Genomic DNA, 25182 nt, shown 5'->3' on the forward strand with positions numbered 1-25182 from the left:
AGGAAAGTATCTCTCCCAACAGGAAATAAAAAAGCACTTTGGAGAGCCCACATGAAGCCCACCCTTAGCCGCCCCATCGTGGTAATGCAATCAGCAACCGTCTGCACAGAGGTTGTCGCTGAACTGGACAATCCCCTGCTGTTGAACGGCGAACAAGCCGACTTCACCCGGCACCTGAAACAGGCCTTGGCCAGCGCAACCGTGGGGTGTCGGCTCTACCTGCTGGGCGATGAAGCTTTTGTCTGGCGTGTTCACGGCCAGGCTCGCGCCGCTGGCCTGGAAGACGACGAGATCAGCATGACCTGCGCAACGCCCGGCCTGCGCCAGGTGTACTGCGCGCACTGTGGCCTGACCCAGGCGGCCGGGCCGGAGTCGTCGCTGAACTGCATCGGTTGCCACGTCGGGCTGGAGGTACGCACGCATTTTTCCCGGCGCCTGGGGGCTTACCTCGGTGTGTGCAACAACCCCGACCAACCCTATGCGGCATTCCAGCCATGAGCGCGATCCTCGACGTTCAGGTCAGCGCGGCAAGAATGCTCACGCCGGTGGTGCGCGAATTCACCCTGAGGGCCTGCGACGGCGCCCTGCCCGGCTTCTCGCCCGGCAGCCATGTGCAGGTGCATCTGCCACTGGCCGAGGGCAAGGTGCGCAACGCCTACTCGCTCACCAGCGACCCGGCACACACCCAACACTACCGCATCGCCGTGCGTTTGCAGGACGCTTCTCGTGGCGGCTCGCAGTACCTGCATCGCCAGGTGCAGGTCGGCGACACCTTGCAGATTTCGCCACCGGCCAATCTGTTCGCCCCCCACGGCACTGCACGCCTGCATATCCTGATCGCCGCCGGCATCGGCATCACGCCGTTCATGGCCTATATCGCCGAGATGGAACAGCAGCAGGCCGATTTCGAACTGCATTACCTGTTCCGCCCGGGCCTGAGCGACGCCTACCTCGACGAACTGCAACAGCGCCTCGGCGCGCGCCTGCATGCCTATGACAGTCGCCCCGACCTGAGCCAGATCCTCGCCGCCCGACCGCTGGGCAGCCACGTCTACACCTGTGGCCCGCAGCCTCTGCTCGACGCGGTTGAGCGTGAGGCCTCACGCCTCGGTTGGCCGCGCAAACGCGTGCATTCGGAAGCGTTCAAAGGCGCGCAACCCGGCCAGCCCTTCGACCTGCACCTGCTGCGCAGCGGTCGGCGCCTGCGGGTGGAGGCCGAGCAGAGCCTGCTCGAAGCCCTGGAACACGCCGGGTTGCAAGTGCCCAACCTGTGCCGTGGCGGGGTCTGCGGCCAGTGCGTCACACGCCACGGCGGCGGTGCCATCGAACACCGCGACAGCTTCCTCAGCCCGGCCGAGCAGGCCGACTTTCTGATGCCCTGCGTCTCACGCGGCAGCGGCCCCTGCATTTCGCTGGACCTATAGGAGTGAGTGACATGCCCCTGCAAGCGAACCCCGTGCTGAGCTATCGCGATGACTTCAGCTTTCGCAACAGCCCTGCGGCAATCCGCCGTTTCCCCTTTCCCTTTGTCGAGGACAGCTACCTGTACTCGGTCAATATCGAACCGGCCACCTCCCGCGACCCCGGCTCGATCTATGAGCACGCCTTCGACATCGACGAGCACTACCGCTCGGAAATGGCCGAGCGCGCCCTGGTGCTGGACCAGGACCCGCGCCGCTACCTGGTGATGCCGCACATGCAAGTGGCAGCCTGGGATGCCTTGCAGATGCTGATGGAACACCTGGCCGCCGACTACCCGCAGTGGTTCAGCCTGGCGCGTGACGGCGACCGCTGGCATTGGCGCAACCGCCTGCTGGAGATCGATCAGCCGTTCATTTTCGGTGATGCCACCAGCCTGCCCTGCGCGCCGCTGGAGTTCATCGGACGACAGGTTCAGGGGGATTTCGCCCTGCTCGATCAACGTGACGGCGATCTGTACATGGACGCCGGCCTGGTCACCAGTCCCGCTGACTGGTCCCTGGCCTTCGACGCCGGCATGAGCTTCAAGCAGTGGCATTCACCGGTGCCCATGGCCCACCAGATGGGCGTGTTCAACCGTGCGCTGAAGTATCTGCTCAACCTGCAAGTGGGTCAGCCGGTGCGGCGCCTGAACTGGACCCTGACCATCAAGCCGCGCCTGGATTCCTCGCCCGAGACGTTCCATGAATGGGGCGCCGACCGCGGCCGCATCACCGGCGAAAACGTCGGCCAACAGGTGCATCTGCGCGTCGAGCTGCAAGTGATGGCCCGTCTGCCGCGCAGCAACGCGGTGATGTTCAGCATCCGCACCTACCTGATCAGCCTGGACGAACTGGTCACCCAACCCGGCTGGGGTTGTCGCCTGCACCGCGTATTGCGCGACCTGCCCGATCCCATCGCCGACTACAAGGGCATGACCCGCTACCGACACACGCTGGTCGAGTGGTTAAGCCAGTTCGATCCAATCGCCTAACCCTTTTTTCCCGACAAGGATCTCCACATGACCCATTCATGGCGTATTTCTGCATTGGCCGAGCGGCACCGCGCCCTCGGTTCGAACCTTGAAGACTGGAACGGCATGGGCACCGCCTGGACCTACAGCAGCGCGCTGGCCGACCACCACGAAGCGATCCGCACCCGCGCCGGCCTGATGGACGTGTCGGGGCTGAAAAAAGTCCATTACGTGGGTCCCCACGCCGAAAGCCTGCTGCAATGGGCTACCACCCGTGACATCGCCAAGCTCTACCCCGGCAAATCGGTGTACGCCTCGATGCTCGACGAGGACGGCAAGTTCATCGATGACTGCATCGTCTACCGCACCGGGCCTAACGCGTTCATGGTGGTCCACGGCGCCGGCGCCGGTCACGAAATGCTGGTGCGCTCATCCCAGGGCCGGCAAGTGGCGGTGTTGTTCGACGACGACCTGCACGACTTGTCGCTGCAAGGGCCGCTGGCGGTGGACTTCCTCGCCGAACACGTGCCCGGCATTCGCCAGTTGCCGTACTTCCATCACCTGCAAACGCGCCTGTTCGAACGCCCGGTAATGATCTCCCGCACCGGCTACACCGGCGAGCGCGGCTACGAGATTTTCTGCAAGGCGGCCGACGCGCCATTCCTGTGGGACAGCATCCTCGAACAGGGCGCCAGCCTGGGGATTATCCCGTGTGCCTTCACCGCGCTGGACTGGCTGCGGGTGGAAAGCTCGCTGATGTTTTTCCCCTATGACAACTCGCAGATGTACCCCTTCGCCGACCAGAAGGCCGGCGACACCCTGTGGGAAATGGGCCTGGATTTCACCGTCTCGCCCGGCAAACAAGCCTTCCGTGGCGCCGAAGAACACCTGCGCCTGCGCGGCCAGGAGCGTTTCAAGATCACCGGTGTGCTGCTCGAGGGCGTACGCCCGGCCGAGGCCGGCGACACCCTGTGGCAGGGCAACCAGCAAGTCGGCGTGATCACCTGCGGCATGTACTCGCGCCTGAGCAAACGCTCGATGGCCATCGCCCGCCTGAACGTCGCCTGCTCGGTGCCCGGTATTGCACTGCAAGTACGCGGCAGCCTTGAAGCGGGCGCCGTGACCCATGCCCTGCCCTTCGACGACCCGGAAAAAACCAAACGCACGGCCAAGGGCTGAGCCGCCCCTTTATTTAATCAGGAGCCTTCAATGGACGCCTCCAGCGAACATTACATTCTCAAGATCACCTGCCCGGCGGCATCCGGGATCATCGCCGCGATCAGCGCCTGCCTGGCCCGGCAGCATTGCTACATCAGCGAATTGGCGCAGTTTGACGACGAGTTCACCGGGCAGTTTTTCATGCGCGCGGTGTTCCGTTTCAACACCGGCGTCGACGGTGATATAGGCACCCTGCGCGAAGGGCTGGGCGACCTGGCCGGCGGCTTCGACATACAGTGGCAGTTGTTCAGTTCGCGCCAACCGACTCGGGTGCTGCTGATGGTCAGCAAGTTCGACCATTGCCTTACCGACCTGCTCTATCGCCACCGCAAGGGCGAGATGGACATGCACATCACCGCCGTGGTCTCCAACCACCTGGACCTGCGGGCCATGGCCGAGCGCGAGGGCATCCGCTTCATTTACCTGCCCATCACCAAGGACAGCAAGGCCAGCCAGGAGGCCGAGCTGATGCGCATCGTCGAAGACACCCAGACCGACCTGGTGGTGCTCGCGCGCTACATGCAGATTCTGTCCGACGGCCTATGCCAGCAGTTATCGGGACGGGCGATCAACATCCATCACTCGTTCCTGCCCGGGTTCAAGGGCGCCAAACCCTATCACCAGGCCTATGACCGCGGCGTGAAGCTGATCGGTGCCACCGCCCATTACGTCACCAGCGACCTCGACGAGGGGCCGATCATCGAGCAGGAAATCCAGCGCGTCGACCACACGCACCTGCCCGATTCGCTGGTCGCCATCGGCCGCGACACCGAAACCGTCGCCCTTTCAAAAGCCCTGAAATACCACCTGGAACACCGGGTATTCATCAACCAGGACAAGACAGTGATCTTTCGCTGAAACCCTTCAGGAGGCACGCTCATGACACTACGCGTAGCAATCATCGGCGCCGGCCCGTGCGGCCTGGCCCAACTTCGCGCCTTCCAGTCGGCCCGCGACAAGGGCGCCGCCATTCCCGAACTGGTGTGCTTTGAAAAGCAACAGGACTGGGGCGGCATGTGGAACTACACCTGGCGCACCGGTCTGGACGAGAACGGCGAGCCGGTGCACGGCAGCATGTACCGTTACCTGTGGTCGAACGGCCCGAAGGAATGCCTGGAGTTCGCCGACTACACCTTCGAAGAACATTTCGGCCGGCCGATCGGCTCTTACCCGCCACGGGAAGTGCTCTGGGACTACATCAAGGGCCGCGTCGAAAAAGCCGGGGTACGGGATTACATCCGTTTCAACAACGTGGTGCGCCAGGTCACCTTTGACGAAGCGACTCGCCGCTTCACGGTGGTCGCCCACGACCACGGCAGCGATACCCAGACCTCGGAAGAGTTCGACTATGTGATCAACGCCTGCGGGCACTTTTCGACGCCGAAGATGCCGTACTTCCCCGGATTCGAGCAGTTCGGCGGGCGCATCCTGCACGCCCATGATTTCCGCGAGGCGCTGGAGTTCAAGGGCAAGGACCTGCTCATCGTCGGCAGCAGCTATTCTGCCGAAGACATCGGTTCCCAGTGCTACAAATACGGCGCCCGCAGCATCACCAGCTGCTACCGCACCGCGCCCATGGGCTATGACTGGCCCGCCAATTGGGAGGAAAAGCCGCTGTTGCAGCGCCTGGAAAAAAACCGCGCGTACTTTATCGACGGCACCCACAAGTCCATCGATGCGGTGATCCTCTGCACCGGCTACAAACATCACTTCCCCTTCCTGCCGGATGAACTGTGCCTCAAGACCGATAACCGGTTATGGCCGATGAACCTGTACAAAGGCATTTTCTGGGAGTCCAACCCGCAACTGATCTACCTCGGCATGCAGGACCAGTGGTACTCCTTCAACATGTTCGACGCCCAAGCCTGGTACGCCCGCGATGTGATCCTGGGGCGCATTCAACTACCCGGCCTGGCCGACATGATCGCCGACAGCCGGCAATGGCACGAGCGGGAACAGACACTGGAAACCAACCAGCAGATGTTCGAATACCAGGGCGCCTACATCCAGCATCTGGTGGACGCCACCGACTACCCGAACTTCGATATCGCCGCCGTCAATGAAACCTTCCTGCGCTGGAAGCATGACAAAGCGGAAAACATCATGGGTTATCGCGACAAGTCCTATCGCTCGTTGATGACCGGCACCCAGTCACCGCCGCACCACACCCCCTGGCTGCATGCGCTGGACGACTCGATGGCGGCGTACCTCGCCGAGCCGCCGACGTCCATCACGTCGGTCGGCTGACCGGGAGGTTCATCATGCATGCACCTCGTGTCTCTCATCCCCGGGAGCCCGGACTGTTTGCCCGGGCGCCGACCCTGGAGCGCTATCGGGTAGCGGCCGGCGGCCTGACGCTGGTGGCCTTGCAGCCCGGGGACAGCCTGCAAGTGATCAACCTTGAAGGACAGCAACCCTGCGAACTGCTGGCCGTGGACGCCAACGGTCGCAGCGCGCTGGCGGCCTGGGCATTGAGCGGTTCGGCGGCCTGCGGGTTCATCGGCGCACGGCTCGCCGAGCCAACCGTGCAAGCTCGGCGTATCAACCAGGCGCTGAGCCGGCGCGGCGTTGAGCCATACCAACTGCCCAGCGCGGCTTCGCTCTGGGACGAGGACAGTCCTGCCGACTTCAGTCGCCACTTTGTCGCCAGCGATGAACTGCTGGTGATTGTCGCTGCACCCGCGGGCCCCACGTCCGTCGATCGACAGTACCGGCCCAGCGAACTGCGGTTGTGGGTGACCCGGGCCAATCCCTCGGCGCTGCTGCTCCCGGCACTACCCGAACCGTTGGGCGAGTTGCTCGACGAATTCACAATTCACGCCGGCACCGCCCACAGTTACACCGTCGGCAAAGGGCAGTACGTGCAGGTGCTGGACGTCGCCGGTCGCCAATGCTCGGACTTCGTCGCCCTCGATCGACGGGCACTGGATCGCGGCCTGGAGCTGGATCTGGACCAGACCGTCACCCGCACCTTGAACGGCAGCGCCTACCCGGCACCGGGACTGTTCTCGAAATTTTTCGACCGGCAGATGCAACCGATGCTGGAGGTGGTGCGTGACACCGTCGGCCGCCACGATTCCTTCGCCCTGGCCTGCGCCGCGCGCTACTACGAGAGCCATGGCTACTTCGGGCACGACAACTGCAGCGACAACCTGAGCCGGGCCCTGGCGCGCCATGGGGTCGAGGCGCGCAGCGGTTGGCCGGCGATCAATTTGTTCTTCAACACCGGGATCGACGCCCACCAGCAGATGACGCTCGACGAGCCCTGGTCGCGTCCCGGCGATTACGTGCTGCTGCGGGCCATGACCGATCTGCTGTGTGGCAGCACCTCATGCCCGGATGACATCGACCCGGCCAACGGCTGGAACCCGACCGATATCCAGGTCCGCATCTACAGCGAAAAGGAGCGTTTTTCCATCGCCATGAGCACTCGAACCACGGCCGATGCCGACCCGATCCTCACCCGTGAGTCCGCGTTCCACTCACGCACCAGCGCCTTGACCGGCAGCTTTACCGATTACCGCAATTGGTGGTTGCCGCTGCGCTACGACGGCTATGGTGCCATCGAGGAATACCTCGGTTGCCGTGAGCGCGTCGCGGTGATGGACCTGACCGCCCTGCGCAAATTCGAAATCATCGGCCCCGACGCCGAAGCCTTGCTGCAGTACTGCCTGACTCGGGATGTGCGGCGCCTGGCGGTGGGTCAAGTGGTGTACTCGGCGATGTGCCACGAACACGGCGGCATGCTCGACGACGGCACCCTGCTGCGCCTGGGCCCGGACAATTTCCGCTGGATCTGCGGCGAGGATTACGCCGGGGTCTGGCTGCGCGAACAGGCGCAAAAGCTCGGCATGAAGGTCTGGGTCAAATCCGCCAGCGAACAGATTCACAACCTGGCCGTCCAGGGCCCGATGAGTCGTGAACTGCTCAAGCAGATGGTCTGGACCCCTGCGACCCAACCGAGCCTGGAAACCCTGGGCTGGTTCCGATTCCTGGTGGGCCGCCTGGACGGTTACGACGGCTGCCCGCTGATGATCTCGCGCACCGGCTACACCGGCGAACTGGGCTACGAAATCTGGTGCCAGCCCGAAGACGCCGAGCGGGTCTGGGACCGGATCTGGCAACTGGGCCAGCCGTTGGGCCTGGTGCCGCTGGGCCTGGAAGCGCTGGACATGCTGCGCATCGAAGCCGGGCTGATTTTCGCCGGCTACGAGTTCAGCGACCAGACCGATCCTTTCGAGGCGGGTATCGGCTTTTCTGTGCCGATGAAAAGCAAAACCGACGACTTCATCGGCCGCGATGCGCTGTTGCGGCGCAGCGCCCACCCCGCCCACAAGCTGGTGGGCCTGCAACTGAGTGGCAACGAAGCCGCCCACCACGGTGACCCGGTGTATCGCGGGCGGGCCCAGGTCGGGGTCATCACCAGTGCCTGCCGCTCGCCGCTGCTGGCCAGCAACATCGCGCTGTGCCGGGTCGATGTGGCCTGCGCCGACGTCGGCACCACGCTTGAGATCGGCAAAGTCGATGGCCTGCAGAAGCGCATCAGCGCCGAGGTCACCGCAGCGATTTTCTACGACCCGGAAAAGAGCCGGGTGCGTAGTTGATCGACCAGACGGACCTGGGCGCCACCCTGACTTTGACTGCCGCCACTCCTCCGCTACTCAGACATGGGAATACGAAGATGGAAGCGACTACGTTCGAGACCGTACCGCAGGCCGCCAGCTCAGTGGGCAGCCTGCACCGCAAGATCGATTGGCGCGGGGCTTTCTGGGTCGCCAGTGGCGTGCCCGCGCTGGTGCTGTTTTCAATCGGCGCGATTGCCGCCACGGTGGGCAAACCGGCGTGGATCGTCTGGATCGTGTCGATCCTGTTCGGGTTTATCCAGGCCTTCACCTACGCCGAAATCGCCGGACTGTTCCCACATAAATCCGGCGGTGCCTCGGTCTATGGCGCGGTCGCCTGGGTGCGTTACAGCAAGCTGATCGCACCGGTTTCGGTGTGGTGCAACTGGCTGGCCTGGTCGCCGGTTTTGTCTATCGGCTCGGGACTGGCGGCCGGTTATATCCTCACCGCACTGTTTCCCGCCGATGCATTGATCAATACCTGGCAACTGACCCTGCTCGATCTGGGCTGGATCAAGAGTGGCCTGTCGCTGCGAATCAATGCGACATTCGCCATCGGCCTGTTGATCCTGCTGACGGTTTTCGCCGTGCAGCATGGCGGCATTCTGCGCTCGGCGCGTCTGACCCTGGTGCTCGGCGTGACATCGCTGGTCCCCTTGCTGCTGGTGGGTGTGGTGCCGTTGTTCACCGGTGATTCGGCCCAGGCCAATTTCCTGCCGTTGTACCCCCTGGCCCATGATGCGGCCGGGCAAGTGATCGATGGACCCTGGGATCTGTCCGGCTGGTCGCTGATGGCCGGCGGTCTGTTCATGGCCGCGTGGTCCACCTACGGCTTCGAAACAGCGGTGTGCTACACCCGGGAATTCAAGGACCCCAAGCGCGACACGTTCAAGGCGATTTTCTATGCGGGCCTGCTGTGCATCCTGGTATTCACCCTGGTGCCCCTGGCGTTCCAAGGCAGCCTGGGGCTCGGTCAACTGGTGACACCGGCCGTGCTGGACGCCAGCGGTGCAGTGGTTTCGCCGGCGGTCTACAGCGGCCTGTTGTCGCCCGCGATCTACAGCGGCATGGGCGTCGGCCAGGTGATGGCGGACAGTATCGGTGGCGGCAAACTGGTCGCCAACATCGTGCTGATCATGCTGGTCCTGGCCACCTTGCTGGCGATCATGACGTCGATGTCCGGCTCATCGCGCACCTTGTACCAGGCGTCGGTGGACGGCTGGCTGCCGAAGTACCTGGGCCGCACCAATGAACACGGCGCACCCACCGCCGCGATGTGGACCGACCTGTCTTTCAACCTGCTGCTGTTGCTGATGTCCGACTATGTCTTCGTGCTCGCCGCGTCCAACGTCAGCTACATCATCTTCAACTTCCTCAACCTCAACGCTGGCTGGATCCACCGCCTGGATCGTCCCGACTGGATACGCCCGTACAAAGCCCCTACCGTGCTCCTGGCAGCCGGTGGTGTGCTGAGTTTCGTCAACCTGGCCTGCATGGGGCTGGGCGCCGATATCTGGGGCGCGGGCACCCTGATGACCGGCCTGCTGCTGGCGCTGTTGATCCTGCCGGTGTTCTGCTACCGCCACTATGTGCAGGACAAGGGGCTGTTCCCCGAAGCCATGCTCAACGATCTCTACGTTCAGGCCGACACGGGTCAGAAACGTGCTGGCTGGTTGCCTTACCTCACGCTGATCGCGGGTGTCCTTGTGGTGTACGGCAGCCATCAATTGGTAGTCTGAGCGCCCTTGCCTGCATTTCCCTGATGAATCATCGAGGTGCAACGACACCTCGGTGATGATTTCGGCCCTCTATCCATCAAGACAACGGTGACTCTTTTGATCAGCACCACCCCCGCACTTGCCCGCGACATCGACGGCAAGGCCATCTCCGCCCAGGTTCTCAATGAGGTGCGAGAAGAGGTCCTGAGCCTCGCGCAGCAGCACATTTACCCCGCCCTGGCGGTACTGTTGGTGGGTGACGACCCGGCCAGCGAGGTTTATGTACGCAATAAACTGCTGCGGGCCAAGGATGTCGGCATCCGCTCACTGGAGTACCGTCTGGCAGAAAACACCAGCCAGCACCAGGTGCTGGAACTGATTACCCAACTGAACGCCGATGCCACGGTGAACGGCATTCTGGTGCAATTGCCGTTGCCGGGGCATATCGACGAGGCGGCCGTCATCCATGCCATCGACCCGATCAAGGATGTGGACGGTTTCCATCGGGAAAACGTCGGTGGCCTGGTGCAAGGCATAGAAGTCCTTACACCTTGCACGCCCAGCGGCTGCATGTGTCTGCTGCAGGAAACCTGCGGTGATGTGAGCGGCCTGCACGCCGTGGTCGTCGGGCGCTCGAACATCGTTGGCAAGCCCATGGCGACCTTGCTGTTGCAGGCTCACTGCTCGGTCAGCGTGGTGCATTCACGCAGCGTCGATGCCCCGGCGTTGTGTCGACTGGCCGATATCGTCGTTGCAGCGGTAGGCCGTCCGGGGCTGATCGATGCCAGTTGGCTCAAGCCTGGAGCGGTGGTGATCGATGTCGGGATCAATCGTATTACCGACGAGTCCGGCAGCCATCTGGTAGGCGATGTCGACTATGCCAGCGCGCGCACCGTCGCCAGCGCGATCACGCCGGTACCTGGTGGTGTCGGGCCGATGACCATTGCTTATCTGCTGAAGAACACCTTGATCGCCAGCCAGTTGCAGCATGCGGCCCAGGCTCGTGGGCAGACATCTGCCAGCCCACTCGAGGGTGTAGTGCTGTTCACTTAAGCCGTTCCCGGAGATTCTGATCTTCCGTTCCTAGCGTGTTTTTGGGTGGGATTGGTGTGTATATCCGTTGCTGCGGTAACGGCTACTTAGGGTTCCGCTTTTACAGCGGCTCACTTTTGAAAAGCGCAAAAGTAAGCAAAACGCTTTTGCCCCACCACTCGGCACCTCGCTTAGGCTCGGTGTGCCTGAACGAAGGCATTGCTCCGTGGGCCGCCGCGAAGGGCCATCCATGGCCCAGCGCGGCTAACCCGGCATCCATGCCGGGTTGCCCACTGCGCAATACCTTCGTTCAGCCAGCGTGGTTAACGGGGCGCCCGAGATCAACGTCCACCGCGAGGCGGCCTGATAGCCGACCTGGTTCTTGGCGGACCGTGTTCCCCTGTGGGAGCGGGCTTGCTCGCGAAGGCGGTGCAGCAGTTTGCGGTGATGTTGGATGTGCCGGCCTCATCGCGAGCAAGCTCGCTCCCACAGGTGATTCTGGGTGTCCATGAGTCTTGTGTTCACCGCAGGCCCATTGTGGGAGCGAGCCTGCTCGCGATAGCAGTGGCTCAGCCACATAGGCTCTTGCTTTGCTTTGGATTTTGATCTCGGCGCCCCGTTAACCACGATGGCCGCACGCAGGCCTTGCGCAGTGGGCACCTCGGCATGGATGCCGAGGTAGCCGCGCTGGGCCATGGATGGCCCTTCGCGGCGGCCCACGGAGCAAGGGCTGCGTGCGGGCATGCCGAGCCTAGGCGAGGCACCAAGTGGTGGGGCAAAAGCGTTTTGCTTACTTTTGCGCTTTTCAAAAGTGAGCCGCCGTCAGGGCGGAACCATTAGTAGCCGTTACCGCAAAAACGGATATGCACACCAAACCATATAAATATCGGGCCTTCTCAAATAAAGCCAAAAACAACTGTAACGATCAGTGGTTGTAAGCACGCTCGTTATGTTCAGCCAGGTCCAGCCCCATCTCCTCCACCGACTCATTGGCGCGCAAGCCGATCACCGCGTTGATCACCTTGAGAATGAGCCAACTGATGACAAAGCAGTAGACCGTCGTCAGCAACACGCCTTTGATTTGCGCCACGACCTGGGCACCCATGGTCACACCTTCGACCAATCCTCCCACCGACGGCACGCAGAACACCCCGGTCAACACCGCGCCAATCATTCCGCCAATGCCGTGCAAACCGAACACATCGAGGCTGTCATCATAACCAAAGCGACGCTTGAGCACGGTGACGCTCAAGTAGCAGAACACCCCGCACAGCAAACCGATGGCCAACGCACCACCGACGCCGACATAGGCACACGCTGGGGTGATGCCGACCAGACCGGCCAAGGCACCACTGGCGAGGCCCAGAGCGCTTGGTTTGCCAACCTTGAACCACTCGGTGAACATCCAGCCGAGAATGCCGGCGCAGGCCCCCAACTGGGTGTTGAGCATGACAATGCCAGAAGTGCCATTGAGGCCACCGCCGGAACCGATGTTGAAACCGAACCACCCCACCCAGAGCATCGCCGCACCGGCCATGGTCAGGCTCAGGTTGTGGGCTGGCATCGGCGTGTTCTGATAGCCCTTGCGCTTGCCGAGGATCAGGCACGCAGCCAAAGCGGCGACGCCGGCATTGATGTGCACGGCGGTGCCTCCGGCGAAATCGAGTACCCCCCAGTTATGCATCAACGCGCCCGCACCACCCCAGACCATATGCGCTACCGGGGCATACACCAGGGTGAACCACAACGCCATGAACCACAGCGCCGCCGAAAACTTCATGCGTTCGGCGAATGCACCGGCAATCAGCGCCGGGGTGATGATCGCGAAGGTCATCTGGAAGGTCACGAACACGCCCTCCGGAATATCTCCTACCAGGCTCTCCGGGGTCATGCCCGCCAGAAAGGCCCGGCTCAGGCCGCCGACAAAGCTGTTGAAGGTCACCTGCCCTTCGACCATGCCGGTGCTGTCGACCACCATGCTGTAGCCATAGATCACCCACAACACGCCGACCAGGCCGGCGATGCCGAAGCACTGGGTGAACAGCGAAAGCATGTTTTTTGCGCGCACCAGTCCGCCGTAGAACAAGGCGAGACCTGGTAGGCACATGAACAACACCAACACCGCGGCAGTGACCATCCAGGCAGTGCTGCCTGTGTTCAAAGTCGGCGTCTCGGCCGCCTGCGCCAGCGGCACAAGCACACCGGTAGCCAGTAAGCCAAGAAGGGATTTGCCAAGAAGACGATTGACCATGTTCAAAGCTCCTGCAAAGAAAGGTGGGTGTCGGGCAGCGAGCAGTAAAGAATGAGATACGGGCCTTCTCGGCCTCTCGAATATAAATGCCATGAACTGGACTTGTGGGAGCGAGCCTGCTCGCGATAACGGTGGGTCAGCTTGCATCGGTCTTGACTGTGCCGCCGTCATCGCGAGCAAGCTCGCTCCCACAGGTTTTGGTCAGTAACCGGAACCCGGAACCCAGTTGGTCCCCGCCAACGGCACCCGGGCCATGGCCGCCGACTCCACGGTCAGCGCTACCAGATCCTCGGGATCGAGGTTGTGCAGGTGCGATTTGCCGCAAGCCCGGGCCATGGTCTGGGCTTCCAGTACCAACACACGCAGGTAGTTGGCCAAGCGGCGGCCACCCTCCACCGGATCCAGTCGCTTGGACAGTTCCGGGTCCTGGGTGGTGATCCCGGCCGGGTCGCGACCGTTCTGCCAGTCATCGTAGAAACCGGCGGCCGAGCCGATTTTCTTCAGTTCCTCGTCCAGGCGTGGATGATTATCACCCAAGGCAATCAGCGCTGCCGTCCCGATGGCCACCGCATCCGCCCCCAGCGCCATCGCCTTGGCGACGTCGGCACCGTTGCGAATCCCGCCGGAAACGATCAGTTGCACCTTGCGATGCATGCCCATCTCCTGCAAAGCCTGTACCGCTTGCGGGATGGCCGACAGAATCGGAATCCCCACGTGTTCGATAAACACTTCCTGGGTCGCCGCCGTGCCGCCTTGCATGCCATCGAGCACAATCACATCCGCCCCGGCCTTCACGGCCAACTTGACGTCGTAGTACGGCCGACTGGCGCCGATTTTCACGTAGATCGGTTTTTCCCAATCGGTGATTTCGCGCAGCTCGGCAATCTTGATCGCCAGGTCATCCGGGCCGGTCCAGTCCGGGTGGCGGCAAGCGCTGCGCTGGTCCACGCCGATGGGCAAGGTACGCATGCCGGCCACCCGCTCGGTGACTTTCATCCCCAGCAACATACCGCCGCCACCGGGTTTGGCACCCTGCCCCAGGACGATTTCAATCGCGTCAGCCTTGCGCAAGTCGTCCGGGTTCATGCCGTAGCGCGACGGCAAGTACTGATAGACCAAATGCTGCGACTGGCCGCGCTCCTCCGGGGTCATGCCGCCGTCACCGGTGGTGGTGCTGGTGCCCGCGATGGTCGCGCCACGGCCCAGGGCTTCCTTGGCATTGGCCGACAACGCACCGAAACTCATACCGGCGATGGTCACCGGAATCTTCAGGTGGATCGGCTTCTTGGCAAAGCGGTTGCCGAGGATCACGTCGGTGCCGCATTTCTCCCGATAGCCTTCCAACGGGTAACGCGAAACGCTGGCACCGAGCAGCAGTAAATCATCGAAGTGCGGCAGTTTGCGCTTGGTGCCGCCGCCGCGAATATCGTAGATGCCGGTCTCGGCGGCACGCTGGATTTCCTGGATGGTCAGGCGGTCGAAAGTGGCTGACTCGCGCAGTACCGGAGCCGTTTTTTGGCTGATGGGGTCGCTCATATCTGTTCTCCTCGCGCGGATCAGTACGCGGACGCGTTATCGACTTTGAAGTTGTACAACTGACGGGCCGAACCGTAGCGCTTGAAGTCAGCCGCCTTGTGCACGAAACCGGCACGGTCCAACAGGTCCTGGAGCTCTTGGAGGTGCTCGGCGCGCATCTCTTTCTCGACGCAATCGGAACCCAGGGACTCCACATTGCCCTTCACGTAGATGTGGGTCTCGTACAAGGAATCACCCAGCGCATCGCCAGCATCGCCGCAGACCACCAGACGCCCGGCCTGCCCCATGAAGCAGCTCATGTGGCCGATGCTGCCGCCCACGACAATGTCGATGCCCTTCATGGAAATGCCGCAACGCGCGCCGGCATCCCCTTCAATCACCAACAGCCCGCCATGGGCCGTGGCACCGGCCGCCTGGGAGGCGCTGCCTTTGACGCGGACGTAGCCGGACATCATGTTCTCGGCGCACCCGACACCGACATTGCCGTGAACGGTGATCGAGGCCTTTTGATTCATGCCCGCGCAGTAGTAGCCGGCGTGTCCCTGAATATCGATGGACAGCACTTCGTTCACCCCGACCGCGAGGTTGTGCTTGCCGTCCGAATGAGTCACCACCCATTCGCGCTCTTCAACGCTGTTGACCTGGTCGTGCAACGCCTGATTGAGTTCACGCACGGTGGCAGTGGAAAGATCGATGGTTTTCATGTGTGCGCCCCTTAAGCTGACTCGCGTTCCCAGATGTACATAGTGGCCGGTGCCGGCTCCCAGACCTTGGCGTGCTCGATGCCCGGCAGGCTCGACAGGGCCTGATACTCGGAAGCCATGGCGACGTAATCGTCGGTCTCGGCGAGGATCGCCGGCTTGCAGGCAATCGGGTCGCGGATTACGGCAAAACCGTTGCGGGTGCCGATGGCGAAGGTGAAGAAACCGTCCAGATCCTCCAGCGAGTGATCCAGCGCTTCTTTCAATGAGTCGCCCTGCTGCAGGCGCCAGGTCAGGTAGCCGGCGGCCACTTCGGTGTCGTTGTCGGTCTCGAAGTGGATGCCTTCGCGCTTGAGTTCCTGCCGCAGGCGGAAGTGGTTGGACAGCGAGCCGTTGTGCACCAGGCACAGGTCGGCACCGGTAGAAAACGGGTGGCTGCCTTCCATGGTCACCGCGCTTTCAGTGGCCATGCGGGTGTGGCCGATGATGTGGCTGCCCTTCATGCCGGCCAGGCCGAAACGTTGGGAAATTTCCTGGGGCAAGCCCATGCCCTTGAGGATTTCGATGCTCTGGCCGGCGCTCATGATGCGCACGCTCGGCGCCAGTTCGGCGAGGGCCAGACGTACCGGCGCCTCTTGGGCATTGACTTTGAGCACGGCAGCGCTGGCGTTCTGGAACCAGTCCAGCGAACAGCCGAGGCGCCCTTCCAGTTCGCCCATCAGGGCTTTCCAATCGAAGCCTTCGGTGGTTGCCTGCAGGGTCAGCTTGACCCAGCCGTCCGCCACTTCATCGCCATAGATGGCAAACCCGGCACTGTCCGGCCCACGGTCGGTCATGGCCTGCAACATGGGTTCGAACAGCTTGCCGAGCTGGGACTCCAGCTGCGGGTTTTTCAAGTAAAGACCTACGATCCCACACATAACAAAGTCTCCTTCGAAGGCACTGAACACTCGACGCCGTGCCGGGTGCCCGAATGGTTGTCAAAACACTGAGGGTCAGAAAAATTCGGTGTAGCGCTGGATCTCCCAGTCGGAGACGTGGCGGCTGTACTCCACCCATTCCATGCGCTTGAGCTTGATGAACTCGCCCACGATCTGCGGGCCCAGCACCTCGGCGAACAGCGGGTCGGCCTCCAGGGCGTCACAGGCTTCCTTGAGCGATTGCGGCAGGGTCTTGATGCCCCGCGCGGCGATCTGTTCCAGGCTCAGGCTGTAGAGGTTTTCATTGCAGACATGGTCGATTTCCAACTGGCGATCGATGCCATCGAGGCCGGCGGCGATGATCGCGGCGCTGACCAGATAGGGATTGCAGCCAGCGTCCGGCAGGCGGAACTCCAGGCGGCCGTAAGGCACCCGCACCATGGCCGAACGGTTGTTGGCGCCGAAGGCGATAAAGGCCGGCGCCCAGGTCGCGCCGGACAACGAATTGCCGACCACCAGACGCTTGTAGGAGTTGACCGTCGGCGCGGCGAAGGCACACAGCGCCGGACCATGGGCCAGCAAGCCGGCGGCAAAGTGATAAGCCAGTTTCGACAGGCCCATGCCGCTGGGGTCGCTGGCGTCATGGAACAGGTTCTTGTTTTCGGCGCTGCTGATCGACAGGTGAAAATGCATGCCGTTGCCAGCGCGTTTCGGGTCCGGCTTGGGCATGAACGAGCAGATCATGCCCAGGTCATTGGCGATTTCGCCGGCGGCCATGCGAAAAAACGTGAAGCGATCCGCCGAGGTCATGGCGTCGCTGTAGGTGTAGTTAATTTCGAACTGGCCGTTGGCGTCCTCGTGGTCGATTTGATAGACCTCGAAATCCACGGCCTGCAAGGCTTCGGTCAAGCGTTCAAGGAAAACCCGGGAGCGCGACAGGCCTTTGTAGTCGTAGCAAGGCTTGTCCAGGTTGTCGCTGGGGTCCACCAGTTGCAGCCTGCCCTGCTCGTCACGACGCATCAGGTTGAACTCGGGCTCCAGGCCAGTGTTGAGCGTCCAACCCTTTTCTGCCAGGCGCTGAACTTGTTGCTGCAACACATAACGGCTGTCGTACGGATGCGGCTTGCCGTCGACGTGACCGATGCACACTACGCGCCCGTAACCCGGCTGCCAGGGCACCGGGGTCAGAGTGGACAGATCGCCACGGGCCATGAAGTCCGGTCCGTGGGGCTCCATGCCCATGCCGCTGATCGCGAATCCGGCAAACCCCGCGCCCTCTTCGGCGACGGTCTTGAGCCCACAGATAGGCACCGATTTGGTTTTGGCCGCCCCGTGTATATCCACAAACTGCGCAAGCACGTACTTGATTGCGTGCTTGTCGATGATGCGCTGGGTTTCTGCTGGCAACATTGCTCGTCACTCCTCGCGAAAGGGCAAAACATTGTGGATGGGCCTGGACTGACTTTTTATTCCTAAAAAGAAAGTTAGTTTCCCAATAGGAATGCAAGGCCCTTGCCAGATTCGCGAGTGAAGCGCCGACGCTCCTCAGAAAGCGTTTTTGTGCTGTATATATGGGAAAATTCTTTTCCCCGTGGGAATATCGCTCGACAGACGCGAGCGGAACGCCGCCATTTGCACTTTCTCAGTGCGAAACTAATATTACTGAACGGAAAGTGTGCAGGATTGATGACTATGTCGACCGAAACCGCCCCGCGCCTCAAGCTTGAGCAATACCTGGGATTGCAGATCAAGCGCCAGCGCCAGGCTCAGGATCTGAAACTGTCTGACGTGGCCAAGATTGCCGATATCAGCCAAGGCATGTTGAGCAAGATCGAAAACGCCCAGGTGTCCACCAGCCTCGATACCCTGAGCCGCCTGTGCGACGTGCTCGGCCTGCCACTGTCCAAGTTGTTCAGCGAATACGACCAGCAAGACGGCAGTGCGCTATTGGTCAAGGCTGACCAGGGCATGGAAGTGGTGCGCCGTGGTACCGAGAAAGGCCATACCTACCACCTGCTCAACCATACTCGCGGGCCGAAGAAGAGTTTCGAGGCCTATATGGTCAGCATGGATGACGCGAGTGAGGAGTTTCCGACCTTCTCTCACCCCGGCACCGAATTCCTTCACCTGCTGGAAGGTGAACTGATCTATCGCCACGGCAATCAGCTTTACCGCATGGAAGCGGGCGACAGCCTGACGTTCGAAGGCGAAATCCCCCACGGCCCCGAGCAACTGGTGCAGGTGCCTATCCGCCTTTTGTCGATCATGAACTACGGCAACGACAAAGAGTAACGCCCCCCTGTGGGAGCAAGCCCGCTCCCACATTTTTGACCGCGCTCGATCGACGGAAACGAGTCACCTTCCCTCGCAAAAAATTCCCCTCAGTTAAAAATCTTTCCCAAACCCCTAGACGTCCCGCCTCCACTCCCCTATAAAGCCAGCTCAGGAATATTTTATTCCTAAAAAGAAAACGCGCTCAAGGAATGAGCCTGCTGTCCTCAGACATTTTTCGCTATGCGATGAACTGCCGCCATCATCCCGAGGACGTGTCATGCAACACGAAAAAAACCATTTCATCATCAAGATCACCTGTCCCGCGGTGTCCGGCATCGTCGCAGCCGTCACCACCTATCTGGCGGACAACGGTTGCTACATCGGGGAGATGGCGCAATTCGACGACGACTTCAGCGGCCGCTTTTTCATGCGTGCGGTGTTCCGCTTCAACGACGGCCATCAGGGCAGCATTCAACAGATCAAGGACGGTTTCGCCGACGTCGCCAAGGCGTTCGAGATGACCTGGGAACTGCACGACACCCGCGAGCCGATGCGCGTGTTGCTGATGGTCAGCAAGTTCGACCACTGCCTGACCGACCTGCTCTACCGCTATCACAAGGGCGAGATGGACATGACCATCACCGCCATCGTCTCCAACCACCTCGACCTGCGGCCCATGGCCGAACGCGAAGGCATTCGCTTCATCTACCTGCCGGTGACCCAGGACACCAAGGCCCGGCAAGAAGCCGAACTGATGAAGATCGTCGACGACACCGGCACCGAGCTCGTGGTGTTGGCGCGCTACATGCAAATCCTCTCCGATGACCTGTGCAAGCAGCTCTCGGGCCGGGCGATCAACATTCACCATTCGTTCTTGCCCGGCTTCAAAGGCGCCAAGCCGTATCACCAGGCCTACCAGCGTGGCGTGAAGCTCATTGGCGCCACCGCTCACTACGTCACCAGCGACCTCGATGAAGGACCGATCATTGAGCAGCAAGTGCAGCGCGTCGATCACGTCTACCTGCCCGACGACCTGGTCGCCACCGGCCGTGACACCGAAACCGTGGCCCTGTCCAAGGCGGTCAAGTACCACCTGGAGCACCGGGTTTTCCTCAACCAGGACAGAACGGTGATCTTCCGGTGAACATGCACAAACTGATCGACGGCAAAGCCACTGCCGCCCGCGTGCTGGTACAGGTCCGCGAGGACGTGGAGCGCCTGCGCGAGCAGGCCATTGAACCGGCTCTGGCGGTGATCCTGGTGGGCAGCGACCCGGCCAGCCAGGTCTATGTGCGCAACAAGATCCTGCGCGCCGAAGAGGTGGGTATCCGCTCGCTGGAACATCGGCTGCCTGCAGACACCAGCACTGAACAGTTACTCATTCTGATCGCTCGACTGAATGCCGATCGCTCGATCCACGGCATTCTCCTGCAACTGCCGCTGCCTGCTCATATCGATGAATTACGCGCGCTGGAGGCTATCGCGCCGGACAAGGACGTCGATGGTTTCCACAGTCAGAACGTCGGCGGCCTCAGCCAGGGTCGCACGGTACTCGCGCCTTGCACCCCCAGTGGTTGTCTGTACTTGCTCGAACAAACCTGTGGCGATCTGCGTGGCAAGCACGCGGTGGTGATCGGCCGCTCGAACATCGTTGGCAAACCCATGGCCGCCTTGTTGCTCAAGGCCGACTGCTCAGTGACCGTCCTGCATTCGCGCAGCCCGGATCCCCAGGCGCTGTGCCGCCAGGCCGACATCGTCATCGCCGCCGTGGGTCGCCCGCGGTTGATCGACGCCAGTTGGCTCAAGCCTGGCGCCGTGGTGATCGACGTCGGCATCAACCGCATCGACGACGATGGCCGCAGCCGCCTGGTGGGCGACGTCGACTTCGACAGCGCCCTGGCGCACGTCGCGGCGATCACCCCGGTACCCGGTGGAGTCGGCCCGATGACCATTGCCTTCCTGATGAAAAACACCGTCACCGCAGCCCTTGCACAACACCGGGCCCTACGCAGCCAATCGGAGGCCTTATGCCATTCAATCTATTGAAATACGGGCTGAGTTCGCAGTACCCGGTGGAAGTGGATCTACCACCACCACGGGAACTCAAACCGAGCTATGACGTGGTGATCATCGGTGCCGGCGGCCACGGCCTGGCCACCGCTTATTACCTGGCCAAGTACCACGGCATCACCAACGTCGCGGTGTTGGAGAAGTCCTACCTGGGCGGCGGCAATACCGCGCGCAACACGGCGGTGATCCGCTCCAACTACCTGACCAGCGAAGGCGTGCGCTTTTATGCCGAGTCGGTGCGGCTGTTCCAGTCGCTGTCCAACGAATTCGATTTCAACATCATGTACTCCGAGCGCGGCCAACTGACCCTGGCCCACACCGATGCCACGGTGCGCTCGTTCCGCCAGCGCGCCGAGGTCAACAAGCACTTCGGCGGTCGCACCGAGATGATCGACCGCCAGCAGATCCGCGAACTGGTGCCCAGCCTCAACCTCGATCCCGGCCACTTGCCGGTGCTCGCCGGCCTGTGGCACATCGACGGCGCCACCGCGCGCCACGACGCCGTGGCCTGGGGCTACGCCAAACAGGCCGCCAAGCGTGGCGTGGAAATCCATCAGCTCACCGAAGTCCAGGACCTGATCATCGAGAACGGCGCCATCACCGCCGTCAAGACCAATCGCGGCACCATCAAGTGCGGTTGCGCGGTGCAGGCGATTGCCGGGCACAGTTCGTTGCTGATGGCCAAGGCTGGGATTCGCTCGCCGATCCAGACCTTCCCGCTGCAGGCGATGGTCACCCAGCCGTTCAAGCCGTTCCTCGACCCGCTGGTGAGCTCCTCTGCCCTGCACTGCTATGTGCAGCAAACGAGTCGTGGCGAGGTGGTGTTTGGCGGCGGCTCCGACCCCTATCCGCTGTTCAATACCCGTTCCACGCTCGATTTGAAGGAGAGCCTGCTGGCCCATGCCATCGAGATGTTCCCGTTCCTGGCCAACGCCAAGCTGATGCGCCAATGGGCCGGGATCACCGACATGACCCCGGACTACAGTCCGATCATGGGCCTGTCGCCGGTGAAGCATTACTACCTCGACGCGGGCTGGGGCACCTGGGGGTTCAAGGCCACGCCGATCTGCGGCAAGACCATGGCCGAGTTGGTCGCCAGCGGCGGCAAGGTGCCGGAGCTGATCAAACCCTTCGGCCTGGAACGTTTCTCAACCTTCCAGCAAGTCAACGAGATGGGCGCTACGGCGGCCAGTCACTGACGGAGAGCGGACGATGAAAATCATGACTTGCCCGCTCAACGGGCCACGCAATATCAGCGAGTTCACCTATGGCGGTGAATTCAAACCCATGCCCGACCCGGTGACGTGCAGCGACGGCGAATGGGCGGACTACGTGTTCAACACCGACAACCTCGCCGGCGTGGTGCGCGAATGGTGGATGCACACCCCCTCCAGCTACTGGTTTCTCGCGGAGCGGCACACCGTTACCGACGAGATCCTGCGGACCTTCGATCCCAAGGAACTCTTCAACACCCGTGTCGAATTCAACGCCGCCCCCAAGGAGATCGCAGGATGAATCGCCTACCCGCCCCCATGGGCCTGCTGATCAACCGCGATCAGCCGCTGGATTTCAGTTTCGACGGGCAGCACTACCAAGGCTTGCAAGGCGACAGCATCGCCAGCGCCCTGTTGTCCAACGGGCGTTTCCTGATCTCCCGCTCGTTCAAATACCACCGCCCGCGCGGCCCGCTGACCATGGCCGGCCAGGATGCCAATAGCCTGGTGCAACTGCCCCAGGAACCCAATGTGCTGGCCGATGCCTATGCACTGTCCGCGGGGTTGCAGGTGACGGCGCAGAACGTCAACGGCTCGCTGGATAACGACCGCGACGCCTACCTGGGCAAGTTCTCCAAATTCATGCCAGTGGGCTTCTACTACCGCTCGTTCTACAAGCCCAAGGGCATGTGGAAAGTCTGGGAACCGATCATTCGCAAGAAGGCCGGCCTCGGTGTGCTCGACCTGAAGTTCCAGCCTGAGTATTACGACAAGGCCTACCTGTTTACCGACGTCGCCGTCATCGGTGCCGGTCCCGCCGGGCTGCACGCAGCCCTGGCCGCCGCCAACGCCGGAGCCAAGGTGTTGCTCATCGAGCAACAGCCGATTCTCGGCGGGTCGCTCACCTATGCCCGCTTCGATATCGACGGCAACAAGGCTGGAAACCTGCGCCGCGAACTGCTCGCGGCGGTCGAGCAACACGCCAATATCCAGGTCCTGACCGAAGCCACGTGCAACGCCTGGTTCACCGATAACTACCTGCCGGTGATCCAGGGTAAACGCCTGTACAAGGTCCGCGCTCGCCAGTGTCTGGTGTGCAGCGGCGCCTTCGATCAGCCGGTGATCTTTCGCAACAACGACCTGCCGGGCGTGATGCTGACCAGCGCCGCGCAACGGCTGATGAAGCTGTATGCGGTCAAACCGGGTAATAGCGCCGTGGTGCTGACGGGCAACGATGACGGTTACCTCGCCGCGCTGGATCTGCATGACCAGGGCGTAGAGGTCGTCGCCGTGGTTGACCTGCGCCAAGGGCCTTCGGACGAAGCCCTGCTGCGCGCACTGGCGCAACGCAAGATCTACCACCAGGGCAACAGCACCGTCTATGAGGCCCTGCACGAGAAAGGCATGCGCCATATCAACGGCGTCAACGTGCGCCAGATCACCGCACAAGGCCAGGTCGCCGAGAGCGGACAATATCTGGCGTGCGACTTACTGTGCATGTCCGCCGGTTACATGCCGGTCTATCAACTGCTGTGCCAGGCCGGCGGCAAACTGGCCTACGACGATCAACGTGCCGAGTTCACGCTCAGCGGCCTGCCACGGAATCTGAATATCGCCGGTTCGGTCAACGGTCGTCATCAGCTGGATAACGTGATTGCCGATGGCGTGAATGCCGGTGCCGAAGCCGCCCTCGCGCTGGGCCTGACAGTCGGCACGCAACGCGCATCGTTCAGCGGTGAAGCCCGGGTCAACTTCAATTGGCCGATCTTCCCGCATCCCAAAGGCAAGGACTTCGTCGACTTCGACGAGGACCTGCAAGTGGCCGACATCGTCAACGCAACCAAGATCGGCTATCGCGACGTGCAACTGGTCAAGCGCTACTCAACCGTCGGCATGGGACCGTCTCAGGGTCGTCACTCGGCGCTGCCGACCGCGCGGTTGGTGGCGTGGGCCACGCAACGCAACATCAGCGAAACCGGTGTGACCACGGCACGGCCGCCGTTTGTGGCCGAGAAACTGGCGCATGTCGCCGGGCGCGCGTTCGATCCGTACCGGCAAACGCCGATGCATGCCCGACACCTGCAGGCCGGGGCGAAGATGATGCCTGCGGGCATCTGGCAACGCCCGGCCTACTATGGCAACGCTAAGGATCGCGAAGCCTGCATGCAGGCCGAAGCCCTGCACGTGCGCAACAAGGTCGGCATCATCGATGTCTCGACCCTCGGTGGTTTGGATGTGCGCGGGCCGGACGCCGCCGAGTTGCTCAACCGCATGTACACCTTTGCCTTCCTCAAACAGCCGGTCGGTCGCTCCCGCTATGCGCTGATGACCAACGAGCACGGGGTGGTGATCGATGACGGTGTCTGCGCGCGGTTGGCCGAGAATCACTTCTACGTCACCGCCACCACCAGTGGTGTCGACCGGATCTATCAGCAAATGCTCAAGTGGAACGCGCAATGGCGCCTCGACGTGGACGTCGCCAACGTCACCGCGGCTATTTGCGCGGTCAACGTCGCCGGGCCCGATTCGCGCAAAGTGCTGGAGCAGGTCTGCACCGACCTGGATCTGAGCGCCGAAGCGTTTCCTTATCTCGGTGTGCGACAAGGCACCGTGGCGGGCATCAAGGCCCGTTTGCTGCGCGTGGGTTTTGTCGGCGAACTGGGCTATGAAATCCACGTGCCGGCACGTCACGGGCTCATGCTCTGGGACGCGCTGATGGAGGCCGGCAAGGCCCATGACATCCGCCCCTTCGGCGTCGAAACCCAACGTTTGCTGCGCCTGGAAAAAGGCCACGTGATCATCAGTCAGGACACCGACGGCATGACCCATCCGGCGGAAATCGACATGGGCTGGGCGGTCAGCCGCAACAAACCGTTCTTCGTCGGCCGGCGCTCGGTGGACATCCTCGAAGCCCAGCCGCTGAAACGCAAACTGGTGGGATTCTCCTTGCCCAAGGGCAGCGCACAACCGCTGGAAGGCCACCTGGTACTCGACGGCCCGGACATCAGCGGCAACGTCACCTCCTGCGAATACTCCGCCACGCTGGGCCGAATCATCGGCCTGGCCTACGCCGGTATCGAGCAGAGTGCCCCGGGACAGCACATTCCGATTCGCGTCGAAGGCGGCATCATCGTCCAGGCCGAAGTGGTGCAACTGCCCTTCTTCGACCCCACCAACCAACGCCAGGAGGGTTAA

The 25182-nt window shown here is 62.1% G+C and carries 20 protein-coding genes and 1 pseudogene; 15 read left to right on the forward strand and 6 right to left on the reverse strand.

Going from position 1 to position 25182, the window contains the following annotated elements; translation table 11 throughout:
• The first annotated feature begins 51 nt into the window (after nt 1-51).
• The 9 genes from Q7F16_RS28715 to Q7F16_RS28755 all read left to right on the forward strand — a co-directional run bounded on the left by Q7F16_RS28715 (nt 52) and on the right by Q7F16_RS28755 (nt 11042).
• Nucleotides 52-498: a dimethylamine monooxygenase subunit DmmA family protein gene (locus tag Q7F16_RS28715; protein WP_095973921.1), complete on the forward strand. Its 447-nt coding sequence runs from the start codon at nt 52-54 to the stop codon at nt 496-498.
• Nucleotides 495-1424, forward strand: a complete 930-nt coding sequence (locus tag Q7F16_RS28720) for a PDR/VanB family oxidoreductase (protein ID WP_409555333.1) — start codon at nt 495-497, stop codon at nt 1422-1424. The genes Q7F16_RS28715 and Q7F16_RS28720 overlap by 4 nt, the downstream gene beginning before the upstream one ends.
• An 11-nt stretch (nt 1425-1435) precedes the next feature.
• On the forward strand, nt 1436-2452 hold the full coding sequence (locus Q7F16_RS28725; RefSeq protein ID WP_409555332.1) for a heme-dependent oxidative N-demethylase family protein: 1017 nt from the start codon (nt 1436-1438) through the stop codon (nt 2450-2452).
• A gap of 27 nt (nt 2453-2479) precedes the next feature.
• Nucleotides 2480-3610 carry an aminomethyltransferase family protein gene (locus Q7F16_RS28730; RefSeq protein WP_409555331.1) on the forward strand — a complete coding sequence of 377 codons (1131 nt, stop codon included), beginning with the start codon at nt 2480-2482 and terminating at the stop codon, nt 3608-3610.
• A 30-nt stretch (nt 3611-3640) separates the two neighbouring features.
• Nucleotides 3641-4507: a formyltetrahydrofolate deformylase gene (gene purU, locus Q7F16_RS28735; RefSeq protein ID WP_409555330.1), complete on the forward strand. Its 867-nt coding sequence runs from the start codon at nt 3641-3643 to the stop codon at nt 4505-4507.
• A gap of 21 nt (nt 4508-4528) precedes the next feature.
• Nucleotides 4529-5896 (forward strand): NAD(P)-binding domain-containing protein, encoded by a 1368-nt coding sequence (locus tag Q7F16_RS28740; protein ID WP_409555329.1) that lies wholly within the window; start codon nt 4529-4531, stop codon nt 5894-5896.
• A 14-nt stretch (nt 5897-5910) separates the two neighbouring features.
• Nucleotides 5911-8253, forward strand: coding sequence for a DUF1989 domain-containing protein (locus Q7F16_RS28745; RefSeq protein ID WP_409555328.1), 2343 nt, complete (start codon nt 5911-5913; stop codon nt 8251-8253).
• Nucleotides 8254-8330: 77 nt separating this feature from the next.
• Nucleotides 8331-10010 (forward strand): APC family permease, encoded by a 1680-nt coding sequence (locus Q7F16_RS28750; RefSeq protein ID WP_014338954.1) that lies wholly within the window; start codon nt 8331-8333, stop codon nt 10008-10010.
• A gap of 87 nt (nt 10011-10097) precedes the next feature.
• Complete coding sequence (locus Q7F16_RS28755; RefSeq protein WP_409555327.1) at nt 10098-11042, forward strand: bifunctional 5,10-methylenetetrahydrofolate dehydrogenase/5,10-methenyltetrahydrofolate cyclohydrolase; 945 nt, start codon at nt 10098-10100, stop codon at nt 11040-11042.
• Between the two features lie 588 nt (nt 11043-11630).
• On the opposite strand, the pseudogene Q7F16_RS28760 reads toward Q7F16_RS28755, so the two are convergent.
• The 6 genes and pseudogenes from Q7F16_RS28760 to glnT form a co-directional block, all read right to left on the reverse strand.
• A pseudogene (locus Q7F16_RS28760) lies at nt 11631-11717 on the reverse strand (nucleoid-structuring protein H-NS); the annotation flags it as partial.
• Between the two features lie 229 nt (nt 11718-11946).
• Nucleotides 11947-13272: an ammonium transporter gene (locus tag Q7F16_RS28765; RefSeq protein ID WP_046062870.1), complete on the reverse strand. Its 1326-nt coding sequence runs from the start codon at nt 13270-13272 to the stop codon at nt 11947-11949.
• 201 nt (nt 13273-13473) lie between these two features.
• Nucleotides 13474-14808 carry an FMN-binding glutamate synthase family protein gene (locus Q7F16_RS28770; protein WP_409555326.1) on the reverse strand — a complete coding sequence of 445 codons (1335 nt, stop codon included), beginning with the start codon at nt 14806-14808 and terminating at the stop codon, nt 13474-13476.
• A 20-nt stretch (nt 14809-14828) separates the two neighbouring features.
• A complete protein-coding gene (locus Q7F16_RS28775; RefSeq protein ID WP_014338950.1) occupies nt 14829-15512 on the reverse strand; it encodes a protein glxC in 684 nt (227 codons plus the stop codon).
• A gap of 11 nt (nt 15513-15523) precedes the next feature.
• Complete coding sequence (locus Q7F16_RS28780; RefSeq protein WP_003200573.1) at nt 15524-16429, reverse strand: class II glutamine amidotransferase; 906 nt, start codon at nt 16427-16429, stop codon at nt 15524-15526.
• A gap of 75 nt (nt 16430-16504) precedes the next feature.
• A complete protein-coding gene (gene glnT / locus Q7F16_RS28785) occupies nt 16505-17839 on the reverse strand; it encodes a type III glutamate--ammonia ligase (protein WP_409555325.1) in 1335 nt (444 codons plus the stop codon).
• A 282-nt stretch (nt 17840-18121) separates the two neighbouring features.
• Between glnT and Q7F16_RS28790 the strand changes: the two genes are divergently transcribed.
• From Q7F16_RS28790 to Q7F16_RS28815, 6 genes are all read left to right on the forward strand, one after another.
• Entirely contained in the window at nt 18122-18721 is a 600-nt protein-coding gene (locus Q7F16_RS28790) for a helix-turn-helix domain-containing protein (protein WP_003200568.1), read from the forward strand.
• 259 nt (nt 18722-18980) lie between these two features.
• Complete coding sequence (purU, locus tag Q7F16_RS28795; RefSeq protein WP_046062872.1) at nt 18981-19847, forward strand: formyltetrahydrofolate deformylase; 867 nt, start codon at nt 18981-18983, stop codon at nt 19845-19847.
• Nucleotides 19844-20749 (forward strand): bifunctional methylenetetrahydrofolate dehydrogenase/methenyltetrahydrofolate cyclohydrolase FolD, encoded by a 906-nt coding sequence (gene folD / locus Q7F16_RS28800; RefSeq protein WP_046062873.1) that lies wholly within the window; start codon nt 19844-19846, stop codon nt 20747-20749. Before purU (Q7F16_RS28795) ends, folD begins: the two co-directional genes overlap by 4 nt.
• Nucleotides 20731-21972 carry an FAD-dependent oxidoreductase gene (locus Q7F16_RS28805; protein ID WP_409555324.1) on the forward strand — a complete coding sequence of 414 codons (1242 nt, stop codon included), beginning with the start codon at nt 20731-20733 and terminating at the stop codon, nt 21970-21972. Before folD ends, Q7F16_RS28805 begins: the two co-directional genes overlap by 19 nt.
• A 13-nt stretch (nt 21973-21985) precedes the next feature.
• On the forward strand, nt 21986-22288 hold the full coding sequence (locus tag Q7F16_RS28810; RefSeq protein ID WP_046062875.1) for a sarcosine oxidase subunit delta: 303 nt from the start codon (nt 21986-21988) through the stop codon (nt 22286-22288).
• Nucleotides 22285-25182, forward strand: a complete 2898-nt coding sequence (locus Q7F16_RS28815) for a 2Fe-2S iron-sulfur cluster-binding protein (RefSeq protein ID WP_409555323.1) — start codon at nt 22285-22287, stop codon at nt 25180-25182. The genes Q7F16_RS28810 and Q7F16_RS28815 overlap by 4 nt, the downstream gene beginning before the upstream one ends.

Origin of the sequence: Pseudomonas sp. Lb2C2 (assembly GCF_052112205.1) — a bacterium.
In the GTDB taxonomy this organism is placed as follows: Bacteria; Pseudomonadota; Gammaproteobacteria; order Pseudomonadales; family Pseudomonadaceae; genus Aquipseudomonas; species Aquipseudomonas kilonensis.

Bases quoted from the DNA above. Each gene is read 5' to 3' on its own strand.
- glnT (WP_409555325.1), bottom strand. From the start codon at position 17,839: ATGTTGCCAGCAGAAACCCAGCGCATCATCGACAAGCACGCAATCAAG.
- Q7F16_RS28730 (WP_409555331.1), top strand. From the start codon at position 2,480: ATGACCCATTCATGGCGTATTTCTGCATTGGCCGAGCGGCACCGCGCC.
- Q7F16_RS28770 (WP_409555326.1), bottom strand. From the start codon at position 14,808: ATGAGCGACCCCATCAGCCAAAAAACGGCTCCGGTACTGCGCGAGTCA.
- Q7F16_RS28740 (WP_409555329.1), top strand. From the start codon at position 4,529: ATGACACTACGCGTAGCAATCATCGGCGCCGGCCCGTGCGGCCTGGCC.
- Q7F16_RS28790 (WP_003200568.1), top strand. From the start codon at position 18,122: ATGTCGACCGAAACCGCCCCGCGCCTCAAGCTTGAGCAATACCTGGGA.
- Q7F16_RS28720 (WP_409555333.1), top strand. From the start codon at position 495: ATGAGCGCGATCCTCGACGTTCAGGTCAGCGCGGCAAGAATGCTCACG.
- Q7F16_RS28750 (WP_014338954.1), top strand. From the start codon at position 8,331: ATGGAAGCGACTACGTTCGAGACCGTACCGCAGGCCGCCAGCTCAGTG.
- Q7F16_RS28765 (WP_046062870.1), bottom strand. From the start codon at position 13,272: ATGGTCAATCGTCTTCTTGGCAAATCCCTTCTTGGCTTACTGGCTACC.
- Q7F16_RS28715 (WP_095973921.1), top strand. From the start codon at position 52: ATGAAGCCCACCCTTAGCCGCCCCATCGTGGTAATGCAATCAGCAACC.
- Q7F16_RS28815 (WP_409555323.1), top strand. From the start codon at position 22,285: ATGAATCGCCTACCCGCCCCCATGGGCCTGCTGATCAACCGCGATCAG.
- Q7F16_RS28805 (WP_409555324.1), top strand. From the start codon at position 20,731: ATGCCATTCAATCTATTGAAATACGGGCTGAGTTCGCAGTACCCGGTG.
- Q7F16_RS28725 (WP_409555332.1), top strand. From the start codon at position 1,436: ATGCCCCTGCAAGCGAACCCCGTGCTGAGCTATCGCGATGACTTCAGC.
- purU (WP_046062872.1), top strand. From the start codon at position 18,981: ATGCAACACGAAAAAAACCATTTCATCATCAAGATCACCTGTCCCGCG.
- Q7F16_RS28810 (WP_046062875.1), top strand. From the start codon at position 21,986: ATGAAAATCATGACTTGCCCGCTCAACGGGCCACGCAATATCAGCGAG.
- Q7F16_RS28745 (WP_409555328.1), top strand. From the start codon at position 5,911: ATGCATGCACCTCGTGTCTCTCATCCCCGGGAGCCCGGACTGTTTGCC.
- Q7F16_RS28775 (WP_014338950.1), bottom strand. From the start codon at position 15,512: ATGAAAACCATCGATCTTTCCACTGCCACCGTGCGTGAACTCAATCAG.
- purU (WP_409555330.1), top strand. From the start codon at position 3,641: ATGGACGCCTCCAGCGAACATTACATTCTCAAGATCACCTGCCCGGCG.
- Q7F16_RS28780 (WP_003200573.1), bottom strand. From the start codon at position 16,429: ATGTGTGGGATCGTAGGTCTTTACTTGAAAAACCCGCAGCTGGAGTCC.